Origin of the sequence: Blastococcus sp. TF02A-26 (assembly GCF_003319125.1) — a bacterium.
GTDB lineage: Bacteria > Actinomycetota > Actinomycetes > Mycobacteriales > Geodermatophilaceae > Trujillonella.
In genome coordinates, this window is the sequence record NZ_QOHG01000001.1 from 301,776 (window position 1) to 323,382 (window position 21,607).

Sequence of the window (21,607 nt, forward strand, 5' to 3'; positions counted from 1 at the left end):
CCGGCCGCCGTTCCGCTCGCCGCCGCTCCGGGGGAGGGGCAGGGTGGAGGCATGAGAGGGATCGTCCGCGCCGCGGTGGCCGGGGCCGGGGCGGTCGCCGCCGTCGCCGCCCGGGACCTGCTGCAGCGGGAGCACACCGTGCTGCGCAACTACCCGGTGGTCGGGCACGCCCGCTACCTGCTGGAGCGGATCGGCCCGGAGCTGCGGCAGTACCTGGTCGCCGGCAACGAGGAGGAGCGCCCGTTCACCCGCGACCAGCGCCGCTGGGTCTACGCCTCGGCGAAGCGGGAGAACAACTACTTCGGGTTCGGCACCGACAACGACCTCGAGCACACCGCCGGCTACCCGATCATCAAGCACAAGACGTTCGGCGCCACGGTGCCGCCGTCACACCCGTCGTCGGCCGACGACGTGGCGTTGCCCTCGGCCAAGGTCCTCGGCGGACCCCGGGGGAGACGGCACGCCTTCCGCCCCCGCTCCGTCGTCAACGTCTCCGGCATGAGCTTCGGCTCGCTGTCGGGCTCGGCGATCGAGGCGCTCAACCGCGGTGTCGCCCTCGCGGGGTGCCTGCAGAACACCGGCGAGGGCGGGCTGTCGGTGCACCACCGGCACGGCGGCGAGCTGGTCTTCCAGATCGGCACCGCCTACTTCGGCTGCCGCGACGAGCACGGCCGGTTCGACCTCGACCGGCTGCGCGACCTGGTCGCCGGAGCCCCGGTGCGCGCCCTGGAGATCAAGCTCAGCCAGGGCGCCAAGCCCGGTCTGGGCGGCGTGCTGCCGGCGGCGAAGGTGTCGGCGGAGATCGCGGCGGCGCGGGGCGTGCCGGTGGGCGAGACCTGCGTCAGCCCCTCGCGGCACGCGGAGTTCTCCGACCCGGACAGCCTGCTCGACTGGGTGGAGCTGCTCGCCGCCGAGACGGGGCTACCGGTCGGCATCAAGTCCGCCGTCGGCGACATGGCGTTCTGGGACGAGCTCACCGAGCTCATGGCCACCACCGGCCGCGGCGTCGACTTCGTGACCGTCGACGGCGGCGAGGGGGGCACCGGCGCCGCGCCGATGGTCTTCGCCGACTCGGTCTCGCTGCCCTTCCAGCTCGGCTTCGCCCGGGTGTACTCGACCTTCGCCCGCGCCGGCCTGCACGAGCAGGTCACGTTCGTCGGCGGCGGCAAGCTGGGGCTGCCGGACAACGCGATCGTCGCCTTCGCGCTGGGCTGCGACATGGTCAGCGTCGCGCGCGAGGCGATGCTCGCCATCGGCTGCATCCAGGCGCAGAAGTGCCACACCGACACCTGCCCGACCGGCGTCGCCACCCAGAACGCCTGGCTCGCCCGCGGCCTGGACCCGCAGCTGAAGTCGGTGCGGCTGGCGAACTACGTCGCCACCCTGCGCCGCGACCTGCTCAAGGTCGCCGAGGCGTGCGGGGTCGAGCACCCGGGCCTGATCGACACCGACGCGGTCGAGCTGCTCGACGGCCGCACGTCGTCGACCCCGCTGGGCCGGGTGTACGGCTACGAGCCGGGCTGGGGGCTGCCGTCGCCGGCCGACCGGGCGGCGATCGCGGCGATCATGCGCGGCGAGGCCCCGCAGGGCGGCTCGGCCGTGCCGTCGCCGGACGCCGTCGGCTAGTCCCCACGCCGTTGCGCGAGGCATGGGAAGCGATCCCCTCGTCGTGGCGGTCGCATCCGCGGGGATCGCTTCCCATGCCTGGGCCCTAGGCCTGGTCGCCCAGCAGCTGGTCGAACGGCACGAAGTCCGCGAAGGGGTCCGCCGGCCGCGCGGCCCTGCCGTCTCCCGCCCGCCCCAGGCCGGCGATCAGGTCGGCCAGCTCGCCGGCCGCGCGCTGCACGCGGGGGAGCAGCGCCCCGCCGTCGCCGTCGGCCCAGTCCTCCGCCGCGGCGAACACCCCGGTGGGGACGACGACCGCACGCAGGTACGCGAACAGCGGCCGCATGGCGTGCTCGAGCACCAGGGAGTGCCGGGCGGTGCCGGCGGTCGCACCCATGAGCACCGGCCGGCCGCTGAGGGCGTCGGGGTCCAGCACGTCGAAGAACGTCTTGAACAGGCCGCTGTAGGAGGCGCTGAACACGGGCGTGACGGCGATCAGTCCGTCGGCGCCGACGACGGTGTCGAGCGCGGCCTCCAGCTCTCCGGCCGGGAAGCCGGTGACCAGGTGGTCGGCCAGCCCGCGGGCGTGCTCCCGCAGCTCGACGTGCTCGACGGTGGCGTCCTCGCCCCGCTGCCGCAGGGCGTCGACGGTCGCGGTGGTCAGCCGGTCGGCCAGCAGCCGGGTGGACGACGGCGTGCTCAGGCCGGCGCTGACGACGGCGAGGGTCCGGGTGGTCATGCGCGCACCTCCTCCGGGGCCGGCGTGGCGGCGCGGCGGGCGGCCACGCGGGCGGCGTGGGTCGGGGCGTCGGGCACGTGCGCCGGCTTCCGGGCGGCGAACTCGCGGCGCAGGACCGGGACGACCTCCTCGCCCAGGATGTCGAGCTGCTCGAGCACCGTCTTCAGCGGCAGCCCGGCGTGGTCGACGAGGAACAGCTGCCGCTGGTAGTCACCGACGTAGTCGCGGAAGACCAGCGTCCGCTCGATGACCTGCTGCGGGCTGCCGACGGTCAGCGGGGTCTCCCGGCTGAACTCCTCCAGCGACGGGCCGTGGCCGTAGACGGGGGCGTCGTCGAAGTACGGCCGGAACTCCGCGACGGCGTCCTGGCTGTTCTTCCGCATGAACACCTGCCCGCCGAGACCCACGATCGCCTGGTCGGCGTCGCCGTGGCCGTGGTGGGCGAAGCGGCCGCGGTAGAACTCGACCATCCGCTTCGTGTGCTCCGGCGGCCAGAAGATGTGGTTGGCGAAGAAGCCGTCGCCGTAGTACGCGGCCTGCTCGGCGATCTGCGGGCTGCGGATCGAACCGTGCCATACGAAGGGTGCGACGCCGTCCAGCGGGCGCGGCGTCGAGGTGAAGCCCTGGAGCGGGGTGCGGTACTTGCCCTTCCAGTCGACGACCTCGGTGTCCCAGAGCCGGCGCAGCAGCGCGTAGTTCTCCACGGCCAACGGGATGCCGTCGCGGATGTCCTGGCCGAACCACGGGTAGACCGGGCCGGTGTTGCCGCGGCCCAGGGTGAGGTCGACCCGGCCACCGGCCAGGTGCTGCAGCATCGCGTAGTCCTCGGCGATCTTCACCGGGTCGTTGGTGGTGATCAGCGTGGTCGCCGTCGACAGCTGCAGCGTGGACGTCTGCGCGGCGACGTAGGCCAGCGTCGTCGTCGGCGAGGAGGAGAAGAACGGCGGGTTGTGGTGCTCGCCGAGGGCGAAGACGTCGAGCCCGACCTCTTCGGCCTTGCGCGCGATGGCCAGGACCGCCTGGATGCGCTCGGCCTCGCTCGGGGTGCGGCCGGTCGTGGGGTCGGTCGTGATGTCGCTGACCGTGAAGATGCCGAACTGCATCGGTCTCGCCTCTTCGGTTGAAGTCTCAACTACTGATCCGTGCAACCGGGCGGGGGTCGACCCCATTCCCGTCAGGCGCGAGGGGCGAGGGCCCCGCGCACGATGTCGAGGAACGTCTCGAGGGGGATCCCGTCGGCCGCCTCGGTGATCTCCGGGTCGACCTGCGCCTGGGCGAGGACCAGGCCGCCGACGTACTGGGCGAGGTGGCGGGGGCTGCCCTCCCGGACGGTGCCGTCCCGCTGGCCCTGGGCGATGGCCTCGGCGTAGGCCTCCAGGACGGCCCGGAACGACGTCCGGTCCGCGTTCCCGGCCAGGTCCACCCCCAGCGACGTCGCCGTCAGCCGCGCGTGCCGCGGGTGGCCGCGGAGGTCGTGGACGGCGGCGCGGGCCATCGCCACGACCTTGTCGATGCCGCTGGCCGCGGGCTCGGCGGAGGCGCGGAACGACGTGCCCAGGGAGGTGGCGTGCCGCTCGAGGGCGGCCGAGTACAGCGCGTCCTTGTTGGTGAAGAAGTTGTAGATGCTGCCGACGGAGAAGCCGCAGCCCGCCGCGATCGCCTCGAGGCTGGTGCCGTCGTACCCGTTCTCCACGAAGAGCCGCTCGGCCACGTCGAGGATCTCCCGGCGGCCGCTCTCCAGCCGCTCCAGCCGGCGGCGCTCGCGCGCCGCGGCTGCGGGGTCGGGGGGTGCGGGGACGGACCCGGAGGCGGACGGCACGGTCCCGAGTCTGCCAGTCGCCCGGCGGACCTGAGGGTCGTTCAGGACGTTGAAGGTGACTCAGGACACGGGCTAGGGTCGGTTCGCCCCGGCGCGGAGGCGGCCCGGCCGGCGCCACGTGTCCCGACTGGCCGCCGCGCTGACGACGAGGAGGAACTCCGTGTCGAGAAGGCTCGACTTCCCGGTGTTCGACGCCGACAACCACATGTACGAGACGACCGACGCCTTCACGAAGTACCTGCCGGCGGAGTACGCGGGGCTGGTCAAGTACGTGCAGATCAACGGGCGCACGAAGATCGCGCTGAAGAACACGATCAGCGAGTACATCCCGAACCCGACCTTCAACAAGGTGGCCCCGCCGGGCGCCCAGGAGCTCGAGTTCCGCGCGAAGAACCCGTCGTCCAAGCACGTGCCCGTCGGCGGTGCGGGGCAGTTCCTGGAGAAGAGGGCCGGCGACGAGAAGATCGCCGGGATGCCGCCGAAGTACATCGAGTCGCCGCCGGCGTTCTTCAACCCGGCCGACCGGCTCCCGCTGCTGGACGAGCTGAAGATCGACCGGGCGATCATGTGGCCGACGCTGGCGTCCCTGCTGGAGGAGCGCCTGGCCGACGACCCGGACGCGACCCACGTGATGGTGCACGCGCTGAACGAGTGGATGCACGAGCACTGGACGTACAACTACGAGGACCGGATCTTCCCGACGCCGGTGATCACGTTGCCGATCGTGGACAAGGCGATCGCGGAGCTGGAGTACGTGGTCGAGCGCGGTGCCAAGGCCATCCTGATCCGCCCGGCGCCCGTCCCGGGCTACAACGGCCGGCGCCGGTCGTTCGCGCTGCCCGAGTTCGACCCGTTCTGGGCCCGGGTGCAGGAGGCCGGTGTGCTGGTCGGGATGCACTCCTCCGACGACGGTCAGCAGCGCTACCTCAACGAGTGGGAGGGCCACGTCGGGGAGTTCCTGCCGTTCGGCCAGAAGCCGTCGGGCTTCTCCAAGATCCTCGGCGCCCAGTACCGCGGCATCAAGGACACGGTCACCTCGATCGTGGGCCACGGCCTGGCCACCCGGTTCCCCGACATCCGGTTCATGCCGGTGGAGAACGGCAGCGCGTGGCTCAAGCCGCTGATGACGACGATGGAGAAGGTCTACGGGCGCAACCCCGGCGCCTTCGACGAGGACCCGCTGGTCGCGCTCAAGCGGGCGATCATGATCCACCCCTTCTTCGAGGAGGACATCCTCGGCGTGGTGGAGGCGATCGGGGCCGACAACGTCGTGTTCGGGTCGGACTACCCGCACCCGGAGGGCCTGCACGACCCGACGAGCTTCATCGACGAGATCGACAGCCTGTCGGTCGAGGACCAGGCCAAGATCATGGGCGGCAACCTCAACCAGCTGCTCGGCTTCCCGGCCGACAGCGGAGCCCTGCCGGCCGCCGCCTGACGCCCCGCCGGCCGGGTCGCACGACGTGACCCGGCCGGCTCGCGCGGACGCGGCGCGACTGTGCCGCAGAACACTTCGAGACTTGTCGTTGAATCGAATTCAGAGTCTTGAAGGTGACTCAGCCCACTGCTACGTTCGGCTCGCCGCTGTTCCCGCGCGCATCCCGGCCGGCCCTCGGCCGCCGAGCGCGTTCGCAAACGAATGAGGAGAGGCCTCGTGGCCCGACGACTGCCGTTCCCGGTGTTCGACGCCGACAACCACTTCTACGAGACGACCGACGCCTTCACGAAGTACCTGCCGGCGGAGTACGCGGGCCTGGTCAAGTACGTGCAGGTCAACGGCCGCACGAAGATCGCGCTGCGCAACGTCATCAGCGAGTACATCCCGAACCCGACCTTCAACAAGGTCGCGCCTCCCGGGGCCCTGGAGCTGGAGTTCCGCGCCAAGAACCCCTCCTCGAAGCACAAGCCGCTGAGCAACAAGACCGCCTTCGGCGAGGTCACCAACGAAGAGCGCAAGACGATCGAGGGCATGCCGCCGAAGACCATCGAGTCGCCGCCGGCGTTCTTCAACCCGGCCGACCGTCTCCCGGTCCTCGACGAGCTGGGCCTGGACCGCGCCGTCATGTGGCCGACCCTGGCGTCGCTGCTGGAGGAGCGCCTGGCCGACGACCCGGACGCGACCCACGTGATGGTGCACGCGCTCAACGAGTGGATGCACGAGCACTGGACCTTCAACTACGAGAACCGGATCTTCCCGACGCCGGTCATCACCCTGCCGGTCCTGGACAAGGCGCTCGCCGAGCTCGACTACGTCCTCGAGCGCGGTGCCAAGGCCATCCTGATCCGCCCGGCGCCCGTCCCCGGCTACAACGGCCGCCGCCGGTCGTTCGCCCTCCCGGAGTACGACCCGTTCTGGGCGCGCGTCCAGGAGGCCGGGATCGTCGTCGGCATGCACTCCTCCGACGACGGCCAGACCCGCTACCTCAACGAGTGGGAGGGCCGCCAGGGCGAGCACCTGCCGTTCGTCAAGAACTCCGGCTTCCACGCCCTGGTGTCCGCCGAGTACCGCGGCATCAAGGACACGGTCGCCTCGATCGTCGGCCACGGCCTGGCCACCCGGTTCCCCGACATCCGGTTCATGCCGGTGGAGAACGGCAGCTCCTGGCTCAAGCCGCTCCTCGGCACGATGGAGAAGGTCTACGGCCGCAACCCGGGCGCCTTCGACGAGGACCCGACCGTCGCGCTGCGCCGCTCGATCATGCTGCACCCGTTCTTCGAGGAGGACGTGCTCGGCGTCATCGAGGCCATGGGCGTCGACAACGTCGTCTTCGGGTCGGACTACCCCCACCCCGAGGGCCTGCACGACCCGATCGAGTACATGAACGAGCTCGAGGGCCTCTCCGACGAGGACAAGGCCAAGGTCATGGGTGGCAACCTGAACAAGCTCTTCGGCTTCGCCGCCGACGACACGGCCATCGCCGCCTAGTTCCACACGAGCACACGACCTGAGGCGCCGGCCGGACGAGATCGACCGTCCGGCCGGCGCCTCAGCCGTGTCCGCAGCACCACCTTCGACAACCACCCGATCGGACCCCGGCGCGGGCGCCGGGCGGAGAGGCGGCGCGTTCCGCATGGCGGAGTACCAGTTCATCAGCACCGAGTCCTACGACGACGGGGCGATCGTCCGGATCAACCTGAACCGGCCCAAGCAGCGCAACGCGCAGAACCGCGGCATGCTCGTCGAGCTCGACGAGGCCTTCCGCGCCGCGGAGATGGACGACCAGGTCCGCGTGATCATCCTCGGCGCCGAGGGGACGATGTTCTCCGCCGGGCACGACACCGGCTCCAAGCAGTCGATGGTCGAGTGGATGCCCGGCCCCGATCAGCACCCGACGGTGAAGATCGACGGCGGCACCCGGCTGGGCCCGGAGCGGCTGTTCCTGCAGGAGTGGCACTACTACTTCCAGAACACCCGCCGCTGGCGCGACCTCCGCAAGATCACCATCGCCGAGGTGCACGGCAACGTCATGTCCGCCGGCCTGATGCTCATGTGGGCCTGCGACCTGATCGTCGCCGCCGAGGACACCCAGTTCTCCGACGTCGTCGGCCAGCGGCTGGGCATGTGCGGCGTCGAGTACTTCGCCCACCCGTGGGAGTTCGGCCCGCGCAAGACCAAGGAGCTGCTCCTCACCGGCGACTCCATCGACGCCCGCGAGGCGCACGCCCTCGGCATGGTCAGCAAGACCCACCCCCGCGAGCAGCTCGCCGACGGCACCCTGGCGCTGGCCCGCCGGATCGCCGCGCTGCCGACCATGACCGCACTGCTCATCAAGGAGTCGGTCAACCAGTCCGTGGACAACATGGGCTTCCAGAACGCGCTCAAGGCCTGCTTCACCCTGCACGAGCTCAACCACGCCCACTGGTCGACGGTCAACGAGGACGGCTTCCCCGGCGCCCGCGCCGCGGACGGCATCCAGGGCACCATCCAGGCCGAGAAGGCCTCGACCGGGCACGGGACGCAGTCGTGAGCGAGGCGGTCCGCCCCACGGTGGACGACGTCCTGCGGGTCCTGCAGCTGCAGCAGGACGGGGACGGCCGGTACGTGGGTCAGTGCCTGGCCACCGAGGGCCCGGTGGTCCCCGGGGCGCAGATGATCGCCCAGGCGATCGTCGCCGCCACCGCCGAGGCCGGCGGCAAGCGGGTCACCTCGATCTCCTCGAACTTCGCCCGCACCGGCCGCGCCGACACGCCCGTCACCCTCGAGGTCGAGCGCTTCCACGAGGGCCGGTCACTGGCGTCGGTCACCGTCACCGTCAGCCAGGGTGATCGGAAGCTGGCCCGCTCGCTGGTGCTGCTCGGTGCGGACGAGGCCGACGTCATCCGGCACGGCAGCGAGCCGCCGGCGATTGGCGGTCCGGACGCGGCCGTCGCCCAGGACAGCCACCTCGAGGGCCACGAGCAGCGCATCGTGGACGGCGTCGACGTCTTCGACCCGGCCCTGGTCGGGCCGCCCGAGCTGCGGTACTGGTCGCGCTGGGCCACCGACCGCACCGAGCGCGACGTCTCGCAGGCGCTGCTGACCTGGGCGAGCACCAACTCGTTCCTGGGCGCGGCCATGCGCCCGCACGAGGGCGTCGGGCTCAGCCTGGCGCACCGGTCCCTCTCCACCGGCGTGCTCAGCCACACGCTGTACTTCCACGACGACGTCGCCGCGGGGGAGTGGCTGCTCTACTCGCTGCGCAGCACGTTCACCGGCGGCGGCCGGGCCTTCGGCGTCGGCGAGGTGTTCACCGAGGACGGCCGGCTGGTCGCCACGGCGACGCAGGAGTCGATGATCCGGCCCATGACCGGCGGGGCCCTCTGAGCGCGGCCCGCGCCCGCTGACCGGGCGCTGTCCCCGACCTCCCGGGACAGCGCTCGGTCACCGCCCCGGCACGGGCGGTGGGACACCTTCCGTCGTGGCCGATCCGTGATGCAGCGGACGGGCCCGTGCCGTCTCCCGTGGGGGAGCCTCCACTCGTCGCGGCACGGGGGTCCGCCGCGCAGGGGGAGCTGGAGGGAACGTCCATGTCGGTGCGCGCTTCGGTCCTGGTCCCACCCGCCGCGGGCGGGGAACCGTCGGCTCCTCCCGCCGACGGCCCGCGGGCGCCCGGGGCCCTCGACGGGCTGCTCGGCACGGCCCCGTCCTTCCGCGGCGCGCTGCGCGGCTACGACCGGATCGAGGTCGACAACTACGTGGCGTGGGCCGAGGCCGAACTCGACCTCGCCCGCCGCGAGAGCGAGCACCTGTTCAGCCGGTTCTCCGTCTGCTCCGCCGAGCTGGTCGACGTCCGCCGCCGGCTCGCCCGCCTGATCCAGGAGCGCGCCGACGAGGACGCGCGCGGCGACCAGGCGCAGGAGCTGCTGGTGCGCGCGGCCGGGCACGCGGCCGCCATCACCGCCGCCGCCGAGGCCGAGGCGCAGCGCATCCACGACGCGGCCCGCGCCGAGGCCGAGGCGCGGCTGGCCAACGTCGCGGAACTGCGCGTGGCGGCCGTCGCCGTCCGCGACCAGGCCGAGCAGCGGCTGGCGGCCGAGCGCCGGGAACGGGCGGCCGCCGAGTCCGCGGCCGCCGAGCGGATCGCCGCTCTGGCGGCCGAGGCGGCGCAGCTGCGCGCCGAGCGCGACCGCGCGCGGGAGTCGCTCGCCGAGCTCCACGAGCGGATCGGCTGCGCCCTGCAGGTGGTGACCGCCGGACTCCCGGGCGAGGAACGTCACAGCGACGCTCCCTGAAGGCTCGCCGCACTCCCTTCGGGATCACCGTCCGGCGCGCGCCGCGGCCCCGTCGCCTCCTGAGGGGGTCGCCGGCGGTCACGCCGGGTGAGCGCGGACCCCTCCGCGGCGGCGCGTGGGACGGGCGGGGCGAGATCGGTCACGCTGTGGATTTCGCCCACGGCATTGTCACGGCCGGGTAACGGACCTACGGTGGCTCCCGTCCGGCCGGTCGTCTCCTCCCCAGCCGGGGAGTTCGGCCGGACGCCGCCGAGTCGTTCCGCGTCAGCGGAGCGAGCCGGGGACCCACCGCAGTCCTGGGGTGAATCCCGCGCGCCGAGCCCTGCTCGGACGCGGGTAGGGCGTCTTCCCTCCCGAACCCGTCAGCTAACTCGGTAGGCGGCCACGGAAGAAACGGAGTACCTCCGCATGCACCGCCTCCGGGCTCCCGCGGCCCGCGGCTGCCGCCGGCTGGACGCCTCGCTCGTCCGGCCCGCCTGAGCGCCCGCCCCGCCCCCGAAGACCTCCGCACCGCCGACGCGCGCCCCCCGGGGCGCGATGCGCGCGTGCGCCCTCTCCCACGGAGTTCCTCCCGCATGTCCTCGTCCCGTACTGCCCGTCCCCGTCGCAGCACCCCGCCCGGCGGCGCCCGGCGCCCCGGCCTGCTCCTCGCGGCCGCGGCCGCCGGCGGTGTCCTCGTCAGCGTCCTCGCCACCGGTGAGCCCTCCGCGGCCGCCGACGCGCCCGTCGCGGAGTCGGTGAGCGTCGCCCAGGCGCTCGGCATCGACGGCGTCGCCCCCGCCGCCGCCACCTCGCCCGACCTGGGCCCGCTCGGCCAGCTCGCCGCCTCCCGCTCCGAGCGGGGCGAGGCGGCCTGGGGAGCCGCCGCGACCCAGATCGCCGCCGACCAGGCCGAGATCGACCGCCGCGCGGCCGAGGCCGCCGCCGCCGAGGCCGCCGCTCGTGCGGCCGCCGAGGCCCAGGCCGCCGCCGAGGCCCAGGCCGCCGCGGAGGCGGAGGCGGAGGCGCGCGCCGCGGCCGCGGCGAGCGCGCCGGCGCCGGCCGCGTCGTCCGGCAGTTCGTCGTCGGGGTCGGCTCGCTCCGGGTCCTTCAAGGACTACGCGCTGAGCCAGGTCGGCAGCGCGTCGGAGTTCTCCTGCCTCGAGCGCCTCTGGGGCCGGGAGAGCGGCTGGAACCCCAACGCGCAGAACCCCACCAGCACCGCCTACGGCATCCCGCAGTTCCTCGACTCCACGTGGGCGGGCACCGGGATCGCGAAGACCAGCGACGGCTACCGGCAGATCGACGCCGGCCTGATCTACATCAACAACCGCTACGGCAGCCCCTGCGGCGCCTGGGCCCACTCGCAGTCCACGGGCTGGTACTAGAAGGACCCCCTCGCCCCCCAGGCCTCGCAGGCTCGGCGCGGGCTCGGCGCGGGCTCCTGCGAGGGGGCCGGCAGCGGGGCCGTTCCAGCACGTCACGATGACCGGGTGATCCCCTCTGTCGTGCCTGCGGGGTTCGTGCGGGCGCACACCTCCGTCCAGCGGCCGTCCTCGGTCCCCGAGGTCCGGCTGCACGTCGCCGACGACGTCGTCGCCCTCTGGGAGGCGATGGAGTCGGCCGGCGGGGCGGGGGACGCGCCGCCGTTCTGGTCGGCGGCGTGGCCCGGCGGGCAGGCGCTGGCGCGGTTCGTGCTCGACGACCCCGAGACCGTCGCCGGCCGGGTCGTGCTCGACCTGGGGGCCGGCAGCGGCCTGGTGGCGATCGCCGCCCGGCTGGCCGGCGCCGCCCGGGTCCTGGCCAGCGATGTCGATCCCTACAGCCGGACGGCGATCGGGGTCAACGCCGGGCTCAACGGGGTCGACGGCATCAGCGCGCTCGGCGACGTCCTCGGGCACCCGCTGCCTCCGGTGGACGTCGTCCTGGCCGGTGACGTCTGCTACGACCGGGAGATGACCGAGCGGGTGCTCCCGTTCCTGGACCGGGCACGCGCCGCGGGCTGCGCGGTGTACCTCGGCGACCCGGGCCGGCCCTACCTGCCGCACGACCGGCTGGACGAGGCGGCCGTGTACGAGATCCCGGAGACCGAGGGGCCGGGCCTGCGCCGGACGACGGTGTGGCGGCTCCCCTGACGGGGGAGGCGCCCGCTCGACGAGGTGTCGACTCCCTCGACACCCGCTAGCGTCCCGACCGTGAGCACCGCGGAGGACCCCGGCGCCGGACGGAGCAGGCGGCCCCGCCGGCCCTCGGGCGACGACCGGGAGCGCGCCCTGCTGGCCACGGCCGAGCGGCTGCTGGAGGAGCGCCCGCTGGCCGAGATCTCGGTCGACGACCTCGCCCGCGGCGCCGGCATCTCGCGGTCGACGTTCTACTTCTACTTCGCCTCCAAGGAGGCCGTCGTCCTGGCGCTGCTCGACCGTGTGGTCGCCGAGGCGCGGGCCGCGCGGGCCGAGGCCCTCTCCGGGACCGCCGGCGCCCGCGCCGCGTGGCGGGCGGCCCTGGTCACGGTGCGGGACACGTTCCGCGACCACCGGGCGCTCACCGCCGCGGCGACCGAGCTGCTGGCGGCCAGCCCGGAGGTCCGCGGACTGTGGTCGGCCGTCATGGACGACTTCGTCGCCGAGACGGCGGCCGCGATCGAGGCCGAGCGGGCACGGGGTGCCGCCCCGCCGGGGCCGCCGGCCCGGGACCTCGCGGTCGCCCTCAACTGGATGAACGAGCGGGTCATCCAGGTCTCGGTGTCCGGGCACGGTCCGGGTCTGGCGGCCGACGACCTGCTCGACGTGCTGCTGACCGTCTGGCTGCGCACCATCTACGGCTCCGACGCCGATCCCGACGAGCCGCGCAACCTTCCCGCCGACACGTCGTTGAAGTAGTCGACACCGTGTCGACAACGACGTCGGCACGGTGCACCATCGCCAGGGACCACCAACGGAGAGCGGGAGCCCCGATGACTGCAGAGCACGTCGACGTCCTCATCGTCGGGGCCGGACTGTCCGGCATCGGCGCGGCCTGTCACCTGGAGACCGAGCGGCCCGGGACGACCTACGCCGTGCTCGAGTCCCGCGGCGCGATGGGCGGCACCTGGGACCTCTTCCGGTACCCGGGGATCCGCTCGGACTCGGACATGTTCACCCTCGGTTACTCGTTCCGGCCGTGGACCGACCCGCAGGCGATCGCCGACGGGACCTCGATCCGCCGCTACATCGAGGAGACCGCGCGCGAGTACGGCGTCGACGAGAAGATCCGCTACCACCACAAGGTGCTGTCGGCGGAGTGGTCGACCGACGACGCGCGCTGGACCGTGACCGCCGAGCGCACCGACACCGGCGAGCGGCTGACGCTGACCTGCTCGTGGCTGTCGGTCTGCTCCGGCTACTACCGCTACGACGAGGGCTTCACCCCGCGCTTCGAGGGGGCCGACACCTTCCGCGGGCAGGTCGTCCACCCGCAGCACTGGCCCGAGGACCTCGACGTCACCGGCAAGCGCGTCGTCGTCATCGGCAGCGGCGCCACGGCGGTCACCCTCGTGCCCAGCCTCGCCCCGCAGGCCGAGCACGTGACGATGCTGCAGCGCACGCCGACCTACGTCGTCGCGCTGCCGGGCCGGGACAAGCTCGCCGAGCGGCTGCGCCGATTCCTGCCGGAGCGGCTGGTGTACCCGATCGCCCGGTGGAAGGCCCTGCTGGTCTCGATGTTCTCCTACCAGCTGTCCCGTCGCCGGCCCGCGGTGATGAAGAAGGTGCTGCGCAAGGCCCAGGAGCAGCAGCTGCCCGCCGGGTACGACGTCGCCAAGCACTTCACGCCGCCCTACGACCCGTGGGACCAGCGGCTGTGCGTCGTCCCCGACGGCGACCTGTTCCGCACCATCCGCGAGGGCCAGGCCTCGATCGTCACCGACCGCATCGCCCGCTTCGACGAGACCGGCATCGTCCTCGAGTCCGGCGAGCACCTCGACGCCGACGTGATCGTCACCGCGACCGGTCTGAACCTGCTCCCCATCGGCGGCATGACCCTCGCCGTCGACGGCGCCCCCGTCGAGCTGTCGGAGACGGTCTCCTACAAGGGGATGATGATCTCCGGCGTCCCGAACTTCACGATGACCATCGGCTACACCAACGCGTCCTGGACGCTCAAGGCCGACCTCGTCTCCCGCTACGTCACCCGGCTGCTCGAGCACATGGAGCGCAACGGCTACGACGTCGCGACCCCGCTCGCCCCGGCCGACCCCGAGCGCGAGCCGTTCCTCGGCCTGAGCTCGGGCTACGTGCAGCGCAGCCTCGACCAGCTGCCCAAGCAGGGCGGCCGGGCGCCGTGGAAGCTGCACCAGAACTACATCCGCGACGTCGTCCTCATCCGCCGCGGCCCGGTCGAGGACGAGGGCATCCGGTTCTCCCGCCGCCCGGTCCGCGCGGAGGTGGCCGCCTGATGGACGCCTACCGCTTCGCCGGGGGCACGGCCGTCGTCACCGGCGCCGCCAGCGGTATCGGTGCCGCCCTCGCCCCGCTGCTGGCCGCCCGCGGCAGCGACCTCGTCCTCGTCGACCGGGACGCCGAGCGGCTGGCCGAGGTCGCCGCCGGTGTCCGGTCGGCGTACCCGGGGGTCTCGGTCGACACCGCCGTCGTCGACCTGGCCGACCCGGTGGCCACCCAGCGGGTGGCCGACGAGCTCGTCGCCGCCCACCCGGACACGACGCTGCTGGTCAACAACGCCGGGGTGGCGCTCGGCGGCCGCTTCGACCAGGTGGGCCTCGACGAGTTCGACTGGGTCATGGAGATCAACTTCCGCGCCGTGGTGCGGCTGACCAAGGCGTTCCTGCCCACGCTCAAGGCCCACCCGGGCTCGCACGTGGTCAACCTGTCCAGCCTGTTCGGGCTCATGGCGCCGGCCGGGCAGGCCGCGTACAGCTCCAGCAAGTTCGCCGTCCGCGGCTTCACCGAGGCGTTGCGGCACGAGCTCGCCGAGGACGGCGTCGGCGTGACCAGCGTGCACCCCGGCGGCATCCGCACCCGCATCGCCGAGACCGCGCGGGTGGCCAGCGGGGTGGACGCCGAGGAGGCCGCGCAGGGCAAGGCGGACTTCGCCAAGCTCCTCACGTTCCCGGCCGAGAAGGCGGCGGCGCTGATCGTCGAGGCCGTCGAGAAGCGGCGGCCGCGGCTGCTCATCGGGATCAGCGCGAAGATCCCCGACGTGCTGGTCCGCGTCGCCCCCGGCGGCTACGGGAAGCTGCTGGCCGCGGTCACCAGGCTCGCCGGGATGCGCCGCTGACCGCCGTCCACATCGGGACGTCGGGCTGGAGCTACGACCACTGGGACGGCGTCCTCTACCCGCCGGGGACGCCGCCCCGGGACCGGCTGGCCCACTACGTGCGCCGGTTCGGCACCGTCGAGCTCAACGCGAGCTTCTACCGGTGGCCGCGGACGGCGACGTTCGCGAGCTGGCGCCGGCGGTTGCCGCCGGGCTTCCGGCTGTCGGTCAAGGCGCCCCGCGGGCTGACCCACGCCAAGCGGCTGTACGCCCCGGAGGCCTGGGTGCAGCGGATGACCGCCGCATGGCACGAGCTGGGTGACAGGCGGGCCGTGCTCCTGGTGCAGCTGCACCCCGCCCACGAGCGCGACGACGAGCGGCTGCGGTACCTGCTGCAGCAGCTGCCGGAGTGGATGCGCGTCGCCGTCGAGTTCCGGCACGACAGCTGGCACGCCGACGAGGTGTTCGACCTGCTGGAGCGGCACGGCGCGGCCTACGTCGTGATGAGCGGCGCCGGGCTGCCGTGCGTCCTGCGGGCGACCGCGCCGTTCGTCTACGTCCGGCTGCACGGACCCGACCGCGAGCACCTCTACGCCGGTTCGTACCCCGACGAGGACCTGCGCTGGTGGGCCGACCGGATCGGGGAGTGGCGGGCGCAGGACCGGGAGGTGTTCGCCTACTTCAACAACGACGGGTACGGCCACGCCGTCCGCGACGCCGAGACCCTGCGGGCCCTGGTCAGCGGGCGACCCTGACGCGGCGGCGGGCCAGCAGCGCGTAGCCGACGACGTTCGCCCCCAGCGCCACCGTGTACATGCCCACCTGGACCGCCGGGGATCGCACGTCCAGGCCCACCGGCGAGAACACGTAGTGGCCGAGCCACCCGCCGGGGAAGGACGCCGGCGCGCCCGCCGCGGCGCGCAGGTACAGCTCGAGCTCGGTCAGCGGGCAGTCCAGACCGGCCAGGTTGACGGCGAGGACCGCCGCGGCCAGCGGGGCGTGGACCCGGACCAGGCCGGGCCACCGCAGCGCCAGCAGCGCGCCGGTCAGCATGAAGGCGACCACCAGCGCGTGGACCACGGAGACGGCGGAGGCGAGCAGCACGAGGCCAGGGTGGCACCGCGGGCGGCGGAGGGGGAGGGGTCCGGGCACACTGGTCCGGGGCCCGCGGCGGGCGGGTCGGAGGGGGCGCGATGAGCGAGCAGGAGCCGACGGGCGGGCGCGTCCCTCGGTCGATCGAGGACTTCGTGACCCAGCTGCGCGGGTTCACCGACCGCGCCCGCGGGATGGCCGCCGGCGCGGTGCCGGGCGGGTTCTCGCTGCCGCGGCTGCCCTCGCCGCCGGGCGCGATGTCGGCCGCGCAGCTGCGGGCCATCGACGGCGCCGTGCGGGGCCAGCGCCGGCAGATCCAGGGGATGGTGGCGCAGCTGCAGGCCTTCGACGAGCAGCTCGCCGTGTTCGAGCGGCTGCTGGAGCCGCTGGTCGAGTGGAGCGGCACGTGGGCGCGGCTGGAGGAGTCCGTCTCCGAGTTCGTCCGGGGGCCGGGCAGCGGCGACCCGGCGAAGCGCACGCCGCCGGACGCCGGATCGGCCCCGACAGCCCCTTGACCTGCGATGCTGCGCACCTCCGGGCGCGCGCCGCGTGCCCCGACAGCGAGGAGCGCGGCATGGCCGGGCGGTACGAGTACAAGGTCGAGGAGCTCCGCGAGGGGATGCTCGGCGGCAAGATGTCGGGTGACAAGCTGGAGAAGGTGCTCAACGAGCACGCCCGCGAGGGGTGGCAGCTGAAGGCGATCACCGCGGTCGAGGTCAAGGGCCGGATCGGCCCGGGCGGTGTCGAGGGCGTGCTCGTGACCTTCGAGCGCCCGGTCGGCTGACGAACCAGGAGGGCCCGTGACCCCGCGCGACGACCGGGCCCTCCTGCACGCCGACTGCGCCCGGTGCGCGGCGCTGTGCTGCGTGCTGCCGCCGTTCGCCGCCTCCGCCGACTTCGCGATCGACAAGCCGGCCGGCCGGCCGTGCCCGAACCTCGCCGCCGACGACCGGTGCTCGATCCACGCCCGGTTGCCCGAGCGCGGCTTCCCCGGCTGCGTGACCTTCGACTGCTTCGGCGCCGGACAGCAGCTCGTGCAGGTGACCTACGCCGGGCGGGACCCGCGGCGCGATCCCGGTGCGCTCGCCGTCCTCGACGCGATGCGCCAGGTCTCGGAGCTGCTCTGGTACGTCGCCGAGGCGCTGGCCCGGCCGGCGGCGGCACCGCTGCGGCCGCGGCTGACCGCCGTCCGGGACCGCGCGCGTGCCCTCCGGGAGGCCCCCGCCGACGAGCTCGCGGAGCTCGACACCGGTGCGCTGCGGCGCGACGCCGGAGCGCTGCTGCGCGAGGTGAGCGAGCGGGTCCGCGCGGAGCTCCCCGGCCCGCGCCGGGACCGGTCCGGCGCCGACCTGGTGGGCAGGGACCTCCGCCGCGCCGACCTGCGGGCGGCCTGTCTGCGCAGCGCCTACCTGATCGGTGCCGACCTGCGCGGGGTGGACCTGCGCGGCGCCGACCTGCTCGGCGCGGACCTGCGCGGCGCCGACCTGCGGGGGACCGACCTGCGCGACGCGCTCTTCCTCACCCGCCCCCAGGTGGCCGCCGCCCGCACCGACCCCGCCACCCGGCTGCCGGACGGGCTGCCGTGAGCGCCGCCGGGGTGCTGGCCCTCTTCGACTCCCTCGACCCGGTCGCTCCGGCCGAGCTGGTCGGTCGGTGGCGGGGCGCCGAACTGCCCACCGGCAGCCGCCTCGACGGGCTGCTCCCGCTGCACGGCTGGTGGGGCAAGGAGGTGCTGGACCCCGAGACGGTGCACCCGCTGCTCTTCGCCGACCGCTCCGGGCGCCCGCACCCGGTCGCCCCGTGGCCGGCGCCGCTGGGCCTGCTCCGCCGCGCGCCCGGCCTCGCCCGCACCCCGCCGGCCCGGGCCGCGTTCGCCGCCGCCCGGCCGCTGCTGCGCGCCCGTCGGCCCGGGGCGCGGGTGCGCACGGTGACCGTCCGCGGGGTGGCCACCGCCGCGATCGTCTACGACGCGCTGCCGGTGGTGGACGCCTTCCGCCGGGTCGACGAGCGGTCGCTGCTGGGCCTCATGGACATGCGCGGCCTGGACGAGCCGTTCGCCTTCGTGCTCGTCCGCGACCCGGAGGGTTGAGCCGCGCCGCCGTCGGTGGAGCCGCGCCGTGACGCGGCTCAACCGACGCCCGGGCGGCTCCAGCCGCACAGTGACGGGAGGCGGAGCGCCCCCTACAGGGCCTTGAGGATGTCCTCGACCCGCTCGCGCGCGTCCCCGAAGAGCATCCGGGTGTTCTCGCGGAAGAACAGCGGGTTCTGCACGCCGGCGTACCCGGTGTTCATCGACCGCTTGAACACCACGACCCGCTCGGCCTCCCAGACCCGTAGCACCGGCATGCCGGCGATCGGGCTGGAGGGGTCCTCGGCGGCAGACGGGTTCACCGTGTCGTTGGCACCGATGACGAGGACGACCGACGTGCTGGCCAGGTCGTCGTTGATCTCGTCCATCTCCAGGACGACGTCGTAGGGCACCTTGGCCTCGGCCAGCAGCACGTTCATGTGCCCGGGCAGCCGGCCGGCCACCGGGTGGATGCCGAAGCGCACCTCGACCCCGGCCTCGGACAGCCGCCGGGTGAGGTCGGCGACCGGACCCTGCGCGTGCGCCACGGCCATGCCGTAGCCGGGGGTGATGACGACGGAGTCGGCGTCCTTGAGCAGCTCGGCGACCTCGGCCGCGGTGATCTCGGTGTGCTCGCCGTCCTCGCCGCCCCCGCCGGCCGCGGCGCCCTCGTTGCCGAAGCCACCGGCGATGACCGACAGGAAGGAGCGGTTCATCGCCTTGCACATGATGTAGCTGAGGTAGGCACCCGAGGAGCCGACCAGCGCACCGGTGATGATCAGCAGGTCGTTGTCGAGCAGGAAGCCCGCGGCGGCCGCCGCCCAGCCCGAGTAGCTGTTCAGCATCGAGACGACGACCGGCATGTCGCCGCCGCCGATCGAGGCCACGAGGTGCCAGCCCAGCGCCAGCGCCAGCGCGGTGAGCACCGCGAGCACCGGCAGGTTGGGCTCGACGACGAACACGACCGTGAGGACGGCGAAGGCGACCAGCGCCCCGACGTTGAGCCAGTTCTTGCCCGGTAGCACCAGCGGGTTGCTCTTGATCCGCGCCGAGAGCTTGAGGAACGCGACGATCGAGCCGGTGAAGGTGACCGCGCCGATGAAGACGCCGATCGCGACCTCCGCGGAGTGGATCTCCACGGCCAGGCCCAGCTCCTCGGCCTCGCCGGCCGGGGCGCCCTCGACCGACAGGTAGCCGTTCCAGCCGACCAGCACCGCGGCCAGGCCGACGAAGCTGTGCAGCAGCGCGATCAGCTCGGGCATGCCGGTCATCTCGACCCGGCGGGCCCGCCAGATGCCGATGGCGGCGCCGGCGGCCATGGCGACGAGGATGGCGGCGATCGCGGCGGCCTCGAGGTCGTCGGCGGCCAGCGCCACGGTCGCGACGAGGGCCAGGGCCATGCCGGCGATGCCGTAGCCGTTGCCGGCCTTGGCGGTCTCGTGCTTGGACAGCCCGGCCAGGGAGAGGACGAACAGCAGGCCGGCGACCAGGTAGGCGGCCGCGGCGGCGGACTCGAGGCTCATCGGGCGCTCCCCGCGGTCGAGCGGGCGGGCCCGCGGGAGAACATGCCGAGCATCCGGCGGGTGACGGCGAAGCCGCCGAACACGTTGATCGAGGCCAGCAGCACGGCGAGGAAGGCCAGCACGGTGACGACGCCGCTGACGTGACCCAGCTGGAGCAGGGCGCCGACCACGATGATCCCGGAGATCGCGTTGGTGACGCTCATCAGCGGCGTGTGCAGGGCGTGGTGCACGTGCCCGATCACGTAGAAGCCGATGACGACCGACAGCGCGAACACCGTCAGGTTGCCCACGAGCTGGTTCGGCGCGAACGCCGTCGCCAGGAACAGCAGGGCCGCGGCGAGCCCGACCAGCGCCGACCGGCGGCCGGCCGTCATCGCCGGCTGCTCGGGCTTCGGCAGGGCCGCCGGTGGTGGCGGTGCGGGGGTGGACGGCGCGGCCGAGACGGCCACCGGCGGCGGGGGCCAGAGCACCTCGCCGTCCTTGGCGACCGTCATGGCCCGGATCACGACGTCGTCCAGGTCGAGGACCAGCTGCCCGTCCTTGCCGGGGGTGAGCAGCTTGACGAGGTTCACCAGGTTGGTGCCGTACAGCTGCGAGGCCTGGGCGGGCAGCCGCCCGGGCAGGTCGGTGTACCCGATGATCGTGACGCCGTTGGCGGTGGTGACCACCTGGTCGGCCACCGAGCCCTCGACGTTGCCGCCCTGAGCCGCCGCCATGTCCACGATCACCGAGCCCGGCTTCATCGAGGCGACCATCTCGGCGGTGAGCAGCCGCGGGGCAGCCCGGCCGGGGATCAGGGCGGTGGTGATGACGATGTCGACGTCGCGGGCCTGCTCGGCGTACATCACCGCGGCGCGGGCGTTGTAGTCCTCGCTGGTGACCGAGGCGTACCCGGTGCCCCCACCCGGCTCCCCGGCGTCGTCGGCCGGCACGCCCACGTACTCCCCGCCCAGCGACGCGATCTGGTCGGCCACCTCCGGCCGCACGTCGGTCGCCCGCACGATCGCGCCCAGGCTGCTGGCGGCGCCGATCGCGGCGAGCCCCGCCACCCCCGCGCCGGCGACCAGCACCTTCGCCGGGGGCACCTTGCCGGCGGCGGTGACCTGGCCGGTGAAGAAGCGGCCGAAGGCGTGCGCGGCCTCGATGACCGCGCGGTAGCCGGCGATGTTGGCCATCGACGACAGCACGTCCAGCGACTGCGCCCGGGAGATGCGGGGGACGGCGTCCATGGCCAGCGCGGTGATCGGGCGGGCGGCCAGCGCGGCCACCAGCTCCGCGTCGAAGGCGGGGGCCAGGAGGCTCACCAGCACCGCCCCGTCGGCCAGCCGGTCGAGCTCCTCGCGCGCCGGCTTGGCCACGTGCAGGACCAGCCCGGCCCCCCACGCCTCGGCGGCGGTGCCGATGCGGGCACCGGCCTCGGCGTAGGCCTCGTCGGGGTGGCTGGCGCCGGCGCCGGCGCCGGACTCCACGACCACCTCGTGGCCCAGCCCGATCAGCGCGCGGACCGTCGTCGGGGTGGCGGCCACCCGGGTCTCGCCGGGGGACGTCTCGCGGGGAACGCCGATGAGCACGAGGTCTCCAGTGCAGGTCGGTCCGGCAGCGCTGCCGGGAGGGGCCTGGGGGCGAGGAGGCCGCGCAGGTCGCGGGTCCGTCCGGCTGTTCCTACCAGCCGCGCGGTGGCCTCACCGCCGGGATCGGTGTGAGGCGCAGCACGGCGGGGGACCGGGCCCTCCCCCGTCCGGGGGACAGCGGGTCGATCGGGGTGCAGGGAACGTCCCGCGCCGCCGTAGTCCACAGCACGAGCCGGGCACCACCCGGAC

The 21,607-nt window shown here is 73.7% G+C and carries 22 protein-coding genes and 1 riboswitch; of the genes, 16 read left to right on the forward strand and 6 right to left on the reverse strand.

Translation table 11 applies throughout. The features are described from left to right. The first annotated feature begins 51 nt into the window (after positions 1–51). Positions 52–1,626, forward strand: coding sequence for an FMN-binding glutamate synthase family protein (locus tag DQ240_RS01455; protein ID WP_113837995.1), 1,575 nt, complete (start codon positions 52–54; stop codon positions 1,624–1,626). An 85-nt stretch (positions 1,627–1,711) separates the two neighbouring features. Here DQ240_RS01455 and DQ240_RS01460 read toward each other — a convergent pair whose 3' ends face one another. From DQ240_RS01460 to DQ240_RS01470, 3 genes are all read right to left on the reverse strand, one after another. Next, positions 1,712–2,344, reverse strand: a complete 633-nt coding sequence (locus tag DQ240_RS01460; protein WP_113837837.1) for an FMN reductase — start codon at positions 2,342–2,344, stop codon at positions 1,712–1,714. Next, positions 2,341–3,447 (reverse strand): LLM class flavin-dependent oxidoreductase, encoded by a 1,107-nt coding sequence (locus DQ240_RS01465; protein ID WP_113837838.1) that lies wholly within the window; start codon positions 3,445–3,447, stop codon positions 2,341–2,343. Before DQ240_RS01465 ends, DQ240_RS01460 begins: the two co-directional genes overlap by 4 nt. 71 nt (positions 3,448–3,518) lie before the next feature. Continuing rightward, complete coding sequence (locus DQ240_RS01470) at positions 3,519–4,163, reverse strand: TetR/AcrR family transcriptional regulator (protein ID WP_158548478.1); 645 nt, start codon at positions 4,161–4,163, stop codon at positions 3,519–3,521. Between the two features lie 160 nt (positions 4,164–4,323). Here DQ240_RS01470 and DQ240_RS01475 point away from each other — a divergent pair, with 160 nt between their 5' ends. From DQ240_RS01475 to DQ240_RS01525, 11 genes are all read left to right on the forward strand, one after another. Further along, entirely contained in the window at positions 4,324–5,601 is a 1,278-nt protein-coding gene (locus DQ240_RS01475) for an amidohydrolase family protein (protein WP_199588965.1), read from the forward strand. Between the two features lie 216 nt (positions 5,602–5,817). Then, positions 5,818–7,089 (forward strand): amidohydrolase family protein, encoded by a 1,272-nt coding sequence (locus tag DQ240_RS01480; protein ID WP_199588966.1) that lies wholly within the window; start codon positions 5,818–5,820, stop codon positions 7,087–7,089. 145 nt (positions 7,090–7,234) lie between these two features. Continuing rightward, positions 7,235–8,131: an enoyl-CoA hydratase gene (locus DQ240_RS01485; RefSeq protein ID WP_113837841.1), complete on the forward strand. Its 897-nt coding sequence runs from the start codon at positions 7,235–7,237 to the stop codon at positions 8,129–8,131. After that, positions 8,128–8,967 (forward strand): acyl-CoA thioesterase II, encoded by an 840-nt coding sequence (locus tag DQ240_RS01490; protein ID WP_113837842.1) that lies wholly within the window; start codon positions 8,128–8,130, stop codon positions 8,965–8,967. Before DQ240_RS01485 ends, DQ240_RS01490 begins: the two co-directional genes overlap by 4 nt. 203 nt (positions 8,968–9,170) lie before the next feature. Next, positions 9,171–9,875, forward strand: a complete 705-nt coding sequence (locus DQ240_RS01495) for a hypothetical protein (protein WP_113837843.1) — start codon at positions 9,171–9,173, stop codon at positions 9,873–9,875. Positions 9,876–10,112: 237 nt separating this feature from the next. Next, positions 10,113–10,271: riboswitch (cyclic di-AMP (ydaO/yuaA leader) on the forward strand. 179 nt (positions 10,272–10,450) lie between these two features. Continuing rightward, entirely contained in the window at positions 10,451–11,242 is a 792-nt protein-coding gene (locus DQ240_RS01500; protein WP_113837844.1) for a transglycosylase SLT domain-containing protein, read from the forward strand. Between the two features lie 105 nt (positions 11,243–11,347). After that, positions 11,348–11,989: a methyltransferase gene (locus tag DQ240_RS01505; RefSeq protein ID WP_233498402.1), complete on the forward strand. Its 642-nt coding sequence runs from the start codon at positions 11,348–11,350 to the stop codon at positions 11,987–11,989. Positions 11,990–12,049: 60 nt separating this feature from the next. Then, entirely contained in the window at positions 12,050–12,733 is a 684-nt protein-coding gene (locus DQ240_RS01510) for a TetR/AcrR family transcriptional regulator (RefSeq protein WP_113837845.1), read from the forward strand. Positions 12,734–12,807: 74 nt separating this feature from the next. Further along, on the forward strand, positions 12,808–14,286 hold the full coding sequence (locus tag DQ240_RS01515) for an NAD(P)/FAD-dependent oxidoreductase (RefSeq protein ID WP_113837846.1): 1,479 nt from the start codon (positions 12,808–12,810) through the stop codon (positions 14,284–14,286). Then, positions 14,286–15,125 carry an SDR family oxidoreductase gene (locus DQ240_RS01520; RefSeq protein WP_113837847.1) on the forward strand — a complete coding sequence of 280 codons (840 nt, stop codon included), beginning with the start codon at positions 14,286–14,288 and terminating at the stop codon, positions 15,123–15,125. Before DQ240_RS01515 ends, DQ240_RS01520 begins: the two co-directional genes overlap by 1 nt. An 11-nt stretch (positions 15,126–15,136) precedes the next feature. Continuing rightward, a complete protein-coding gene (locus tag DQ240_RS01525; protein ID WP_304548238.1) occupies positions 15,137–15,859 on the forward strand; it encodes a DUF72 domain-containing protein in 723 nt (240 codons plus the stop codon). On the opposite strand, the gene DQ240_RS01530 is transcribed toward DQ240_RS01525, so the two are convergent. Next, positions 15,843–16,208: a DUF2784 domain-containing protein gene (locus tag DQ240_RS01530; RefSeq protein ID WP_113837849.1), complete on the reverse strand. Its 366-nt coding sequence runs from the start codon at positions 16,206–16,208 to the stop codon at positions 15,843–15,845. The two genes, DQ240_RS01525 and DQ240_RS01530, sit on opposite strands and share 17 nt — an antisense overlap. 89 nt (positions 16,209–16,297) lie before the next feature. Here DQ240_RS01530 and DQ240_RS01535 point away from each other — a divergent pair, with 89 nt between their 5' ends. The 4 genes from DQ240_RS01535 to DQ240_RS01550 are packed head-to-tail and all read left to right on the forward strand — an operon-like array spanning position 16,298 to position 18,285. Next, positions 16,298–16,711 carry a hypothetical protein gene (locus DQ240_RS01535; RefSeq protein WP_113837850.1) on the forward strand — a complete coding sequence of 138 codons (414 nt, stop codon included), beginning with the start codon at positions 16,298–16,300 and terminating at the stop codon, positions 16,709–16,711. A 59-nt stretch (positions 16,712–16,770) separates the two neighbouring features. After that, a complete protein-coding gene (locus DQ240_RS01540) occupies positions 16,771–16,980 on the forward strand; it encodes a DUF4177 domain-containing protein (RefSeq protein ID WP_113837851.1) in 210 nt (69 codons plus the stop codon). Positions 16,981–16,996: 16 nt separating this feature from the next. Beyond that, complete coding sequence (locus DQ240_RS01545) at positions 16,997–17,782, forward strand: pentapeptide repeat-containing protein (protein WP_113837852.1); 786 nt, start codon at positions 16,997–16,999, stop codon at positions 17,780–17,782. Then, positions 17,779–18,285, forward strand: a complete 507-nt coding sequence (locus DQ240_RS01550) for a GXWXG domain-containing protein (protein ID WP_113837853.1) — start codon at positions 17,779–17,781, stop codon at positions 18,283–18,285. Before DQ240_RS01545 ends, DQ240_RS01550 begins: the two co-directional genes overlap by 4 nt. Before the next feature lie 92 nt (positions 18,286–18,377). On the opposite strand, the gene pntB is transcribed toward DQ240_RS01550, so the two are convergent. Continuing rightward, positions 18,378–19,787 (reverse strand): Re/Si-specific NAD(P)(+) transhydrogenase subunit beta, encoded by a 1,410-nt coding sequence (gene pntB / locus DQ240_RS01555; RefSeq protein WP_113837854.1) that lies wholly within the window; start codon positions 19,785–19,787, stop codon positions 18,378–18,380. Next, positions 19,784–21,358, reverse strand: coding sequence for a Re/Si-specific NAD(P)(+) transhydrogenase subunit alpha (locus DQ240_RS01560; protein ID WP_113837855.1), 1,575 nt, complete (start codon positions 21,356–21,358; stop codon positions 19,784–19,786). The genes pntB and DQ240_RS01560 overlap by 4 nt, the downstream gene beginning before the upstream one ends. Between the last annotated feature and the right edge of the window lie 249 nt (positions 21,359–21,607).

Excerpts from the sequence above, each read along its gene's own strand:
- DQ240_RS01455 (WP_113837995.1), top strand. The coding sequence starts at position 52 with ATGAGAGGGATCGTCCGCGCCGCGGTGGCCGGGGCCGGGGCGGTCGCC.
- DQ240_RS01460 (WP_113837837.1), bottom strand. The coding sequence starts at position 2,344 with ATGACCACCCGGACCCTCGCCGTCGTCAGCGCCGGCCTGAGCACGCCG.
- DQ240_RS01465 (WP_113837838.1), bottom strand. The coding sequence starts at position 3,447 with ATGCAGTTCGGCATCTTCACGGTCAGCGACATCACGACCGACCCCACG.
- DQ240_RS01485 (WP_113837841.1), top strand. The coding sequence starts at position 7,235 with ATGGCGGAGTACCAGTTCATCAGCACCGAGTCCTACGACGACGGGGCG.
- DQ240_RS01495 (WP_113837843.1), top strand. The coding sequence starts at position 9,171 with ATGTCGGTGCGCGCTTCGGTCCTGGTCCCACCCGCCGCGGGCGGGGAA.
- DQ240_RS01500 (WP_113837844.1), top strand. The coding sequence starts at position 10,451 with ATGTCCTCGTCCCGTACTGCCCGTCCCCGTCGCAGCACCCCGCCCGGC.
- DQ240_RS01515 (WP_113837846.1), top strand. The coding sequence starts at position 12,808 with ATGACTGCAGAGCACGTCGACGTCCTCATCGTCGGGGCCGGACTGTCC.
- DQ240_RS01520 (WP_113837847.1), top strand. The coding sequence starts at position 14,286 with ATGGACGCCTACCGCTTCGCCGGGGGCACGGCCGTCGTCACCGGCGCC.
- DQ240_RS01535 (WP_113837850.1), top strand. The coding sequence starts at position 16,298 with ATGAGCGAGCAGGAGCCGACGGGCGGGCGCGTCCCTCGGTCGATCGAG.
- DQ240_RS01540 (WP_113837851.1), top strand. The coding sequence starts at position 16,771 with ATGGCCGGGCGGTACGAGTACAAGGTCGAGGAGCTCCGCGAGGGGATG.
- pntB (WP_113837854.1), bottom strand. The coding sequence starts at position 19,787 with ATGAGCCTCGAGTCCGCCGCCGCGGCCGCCTACCTGGTCGCCGGCCTG.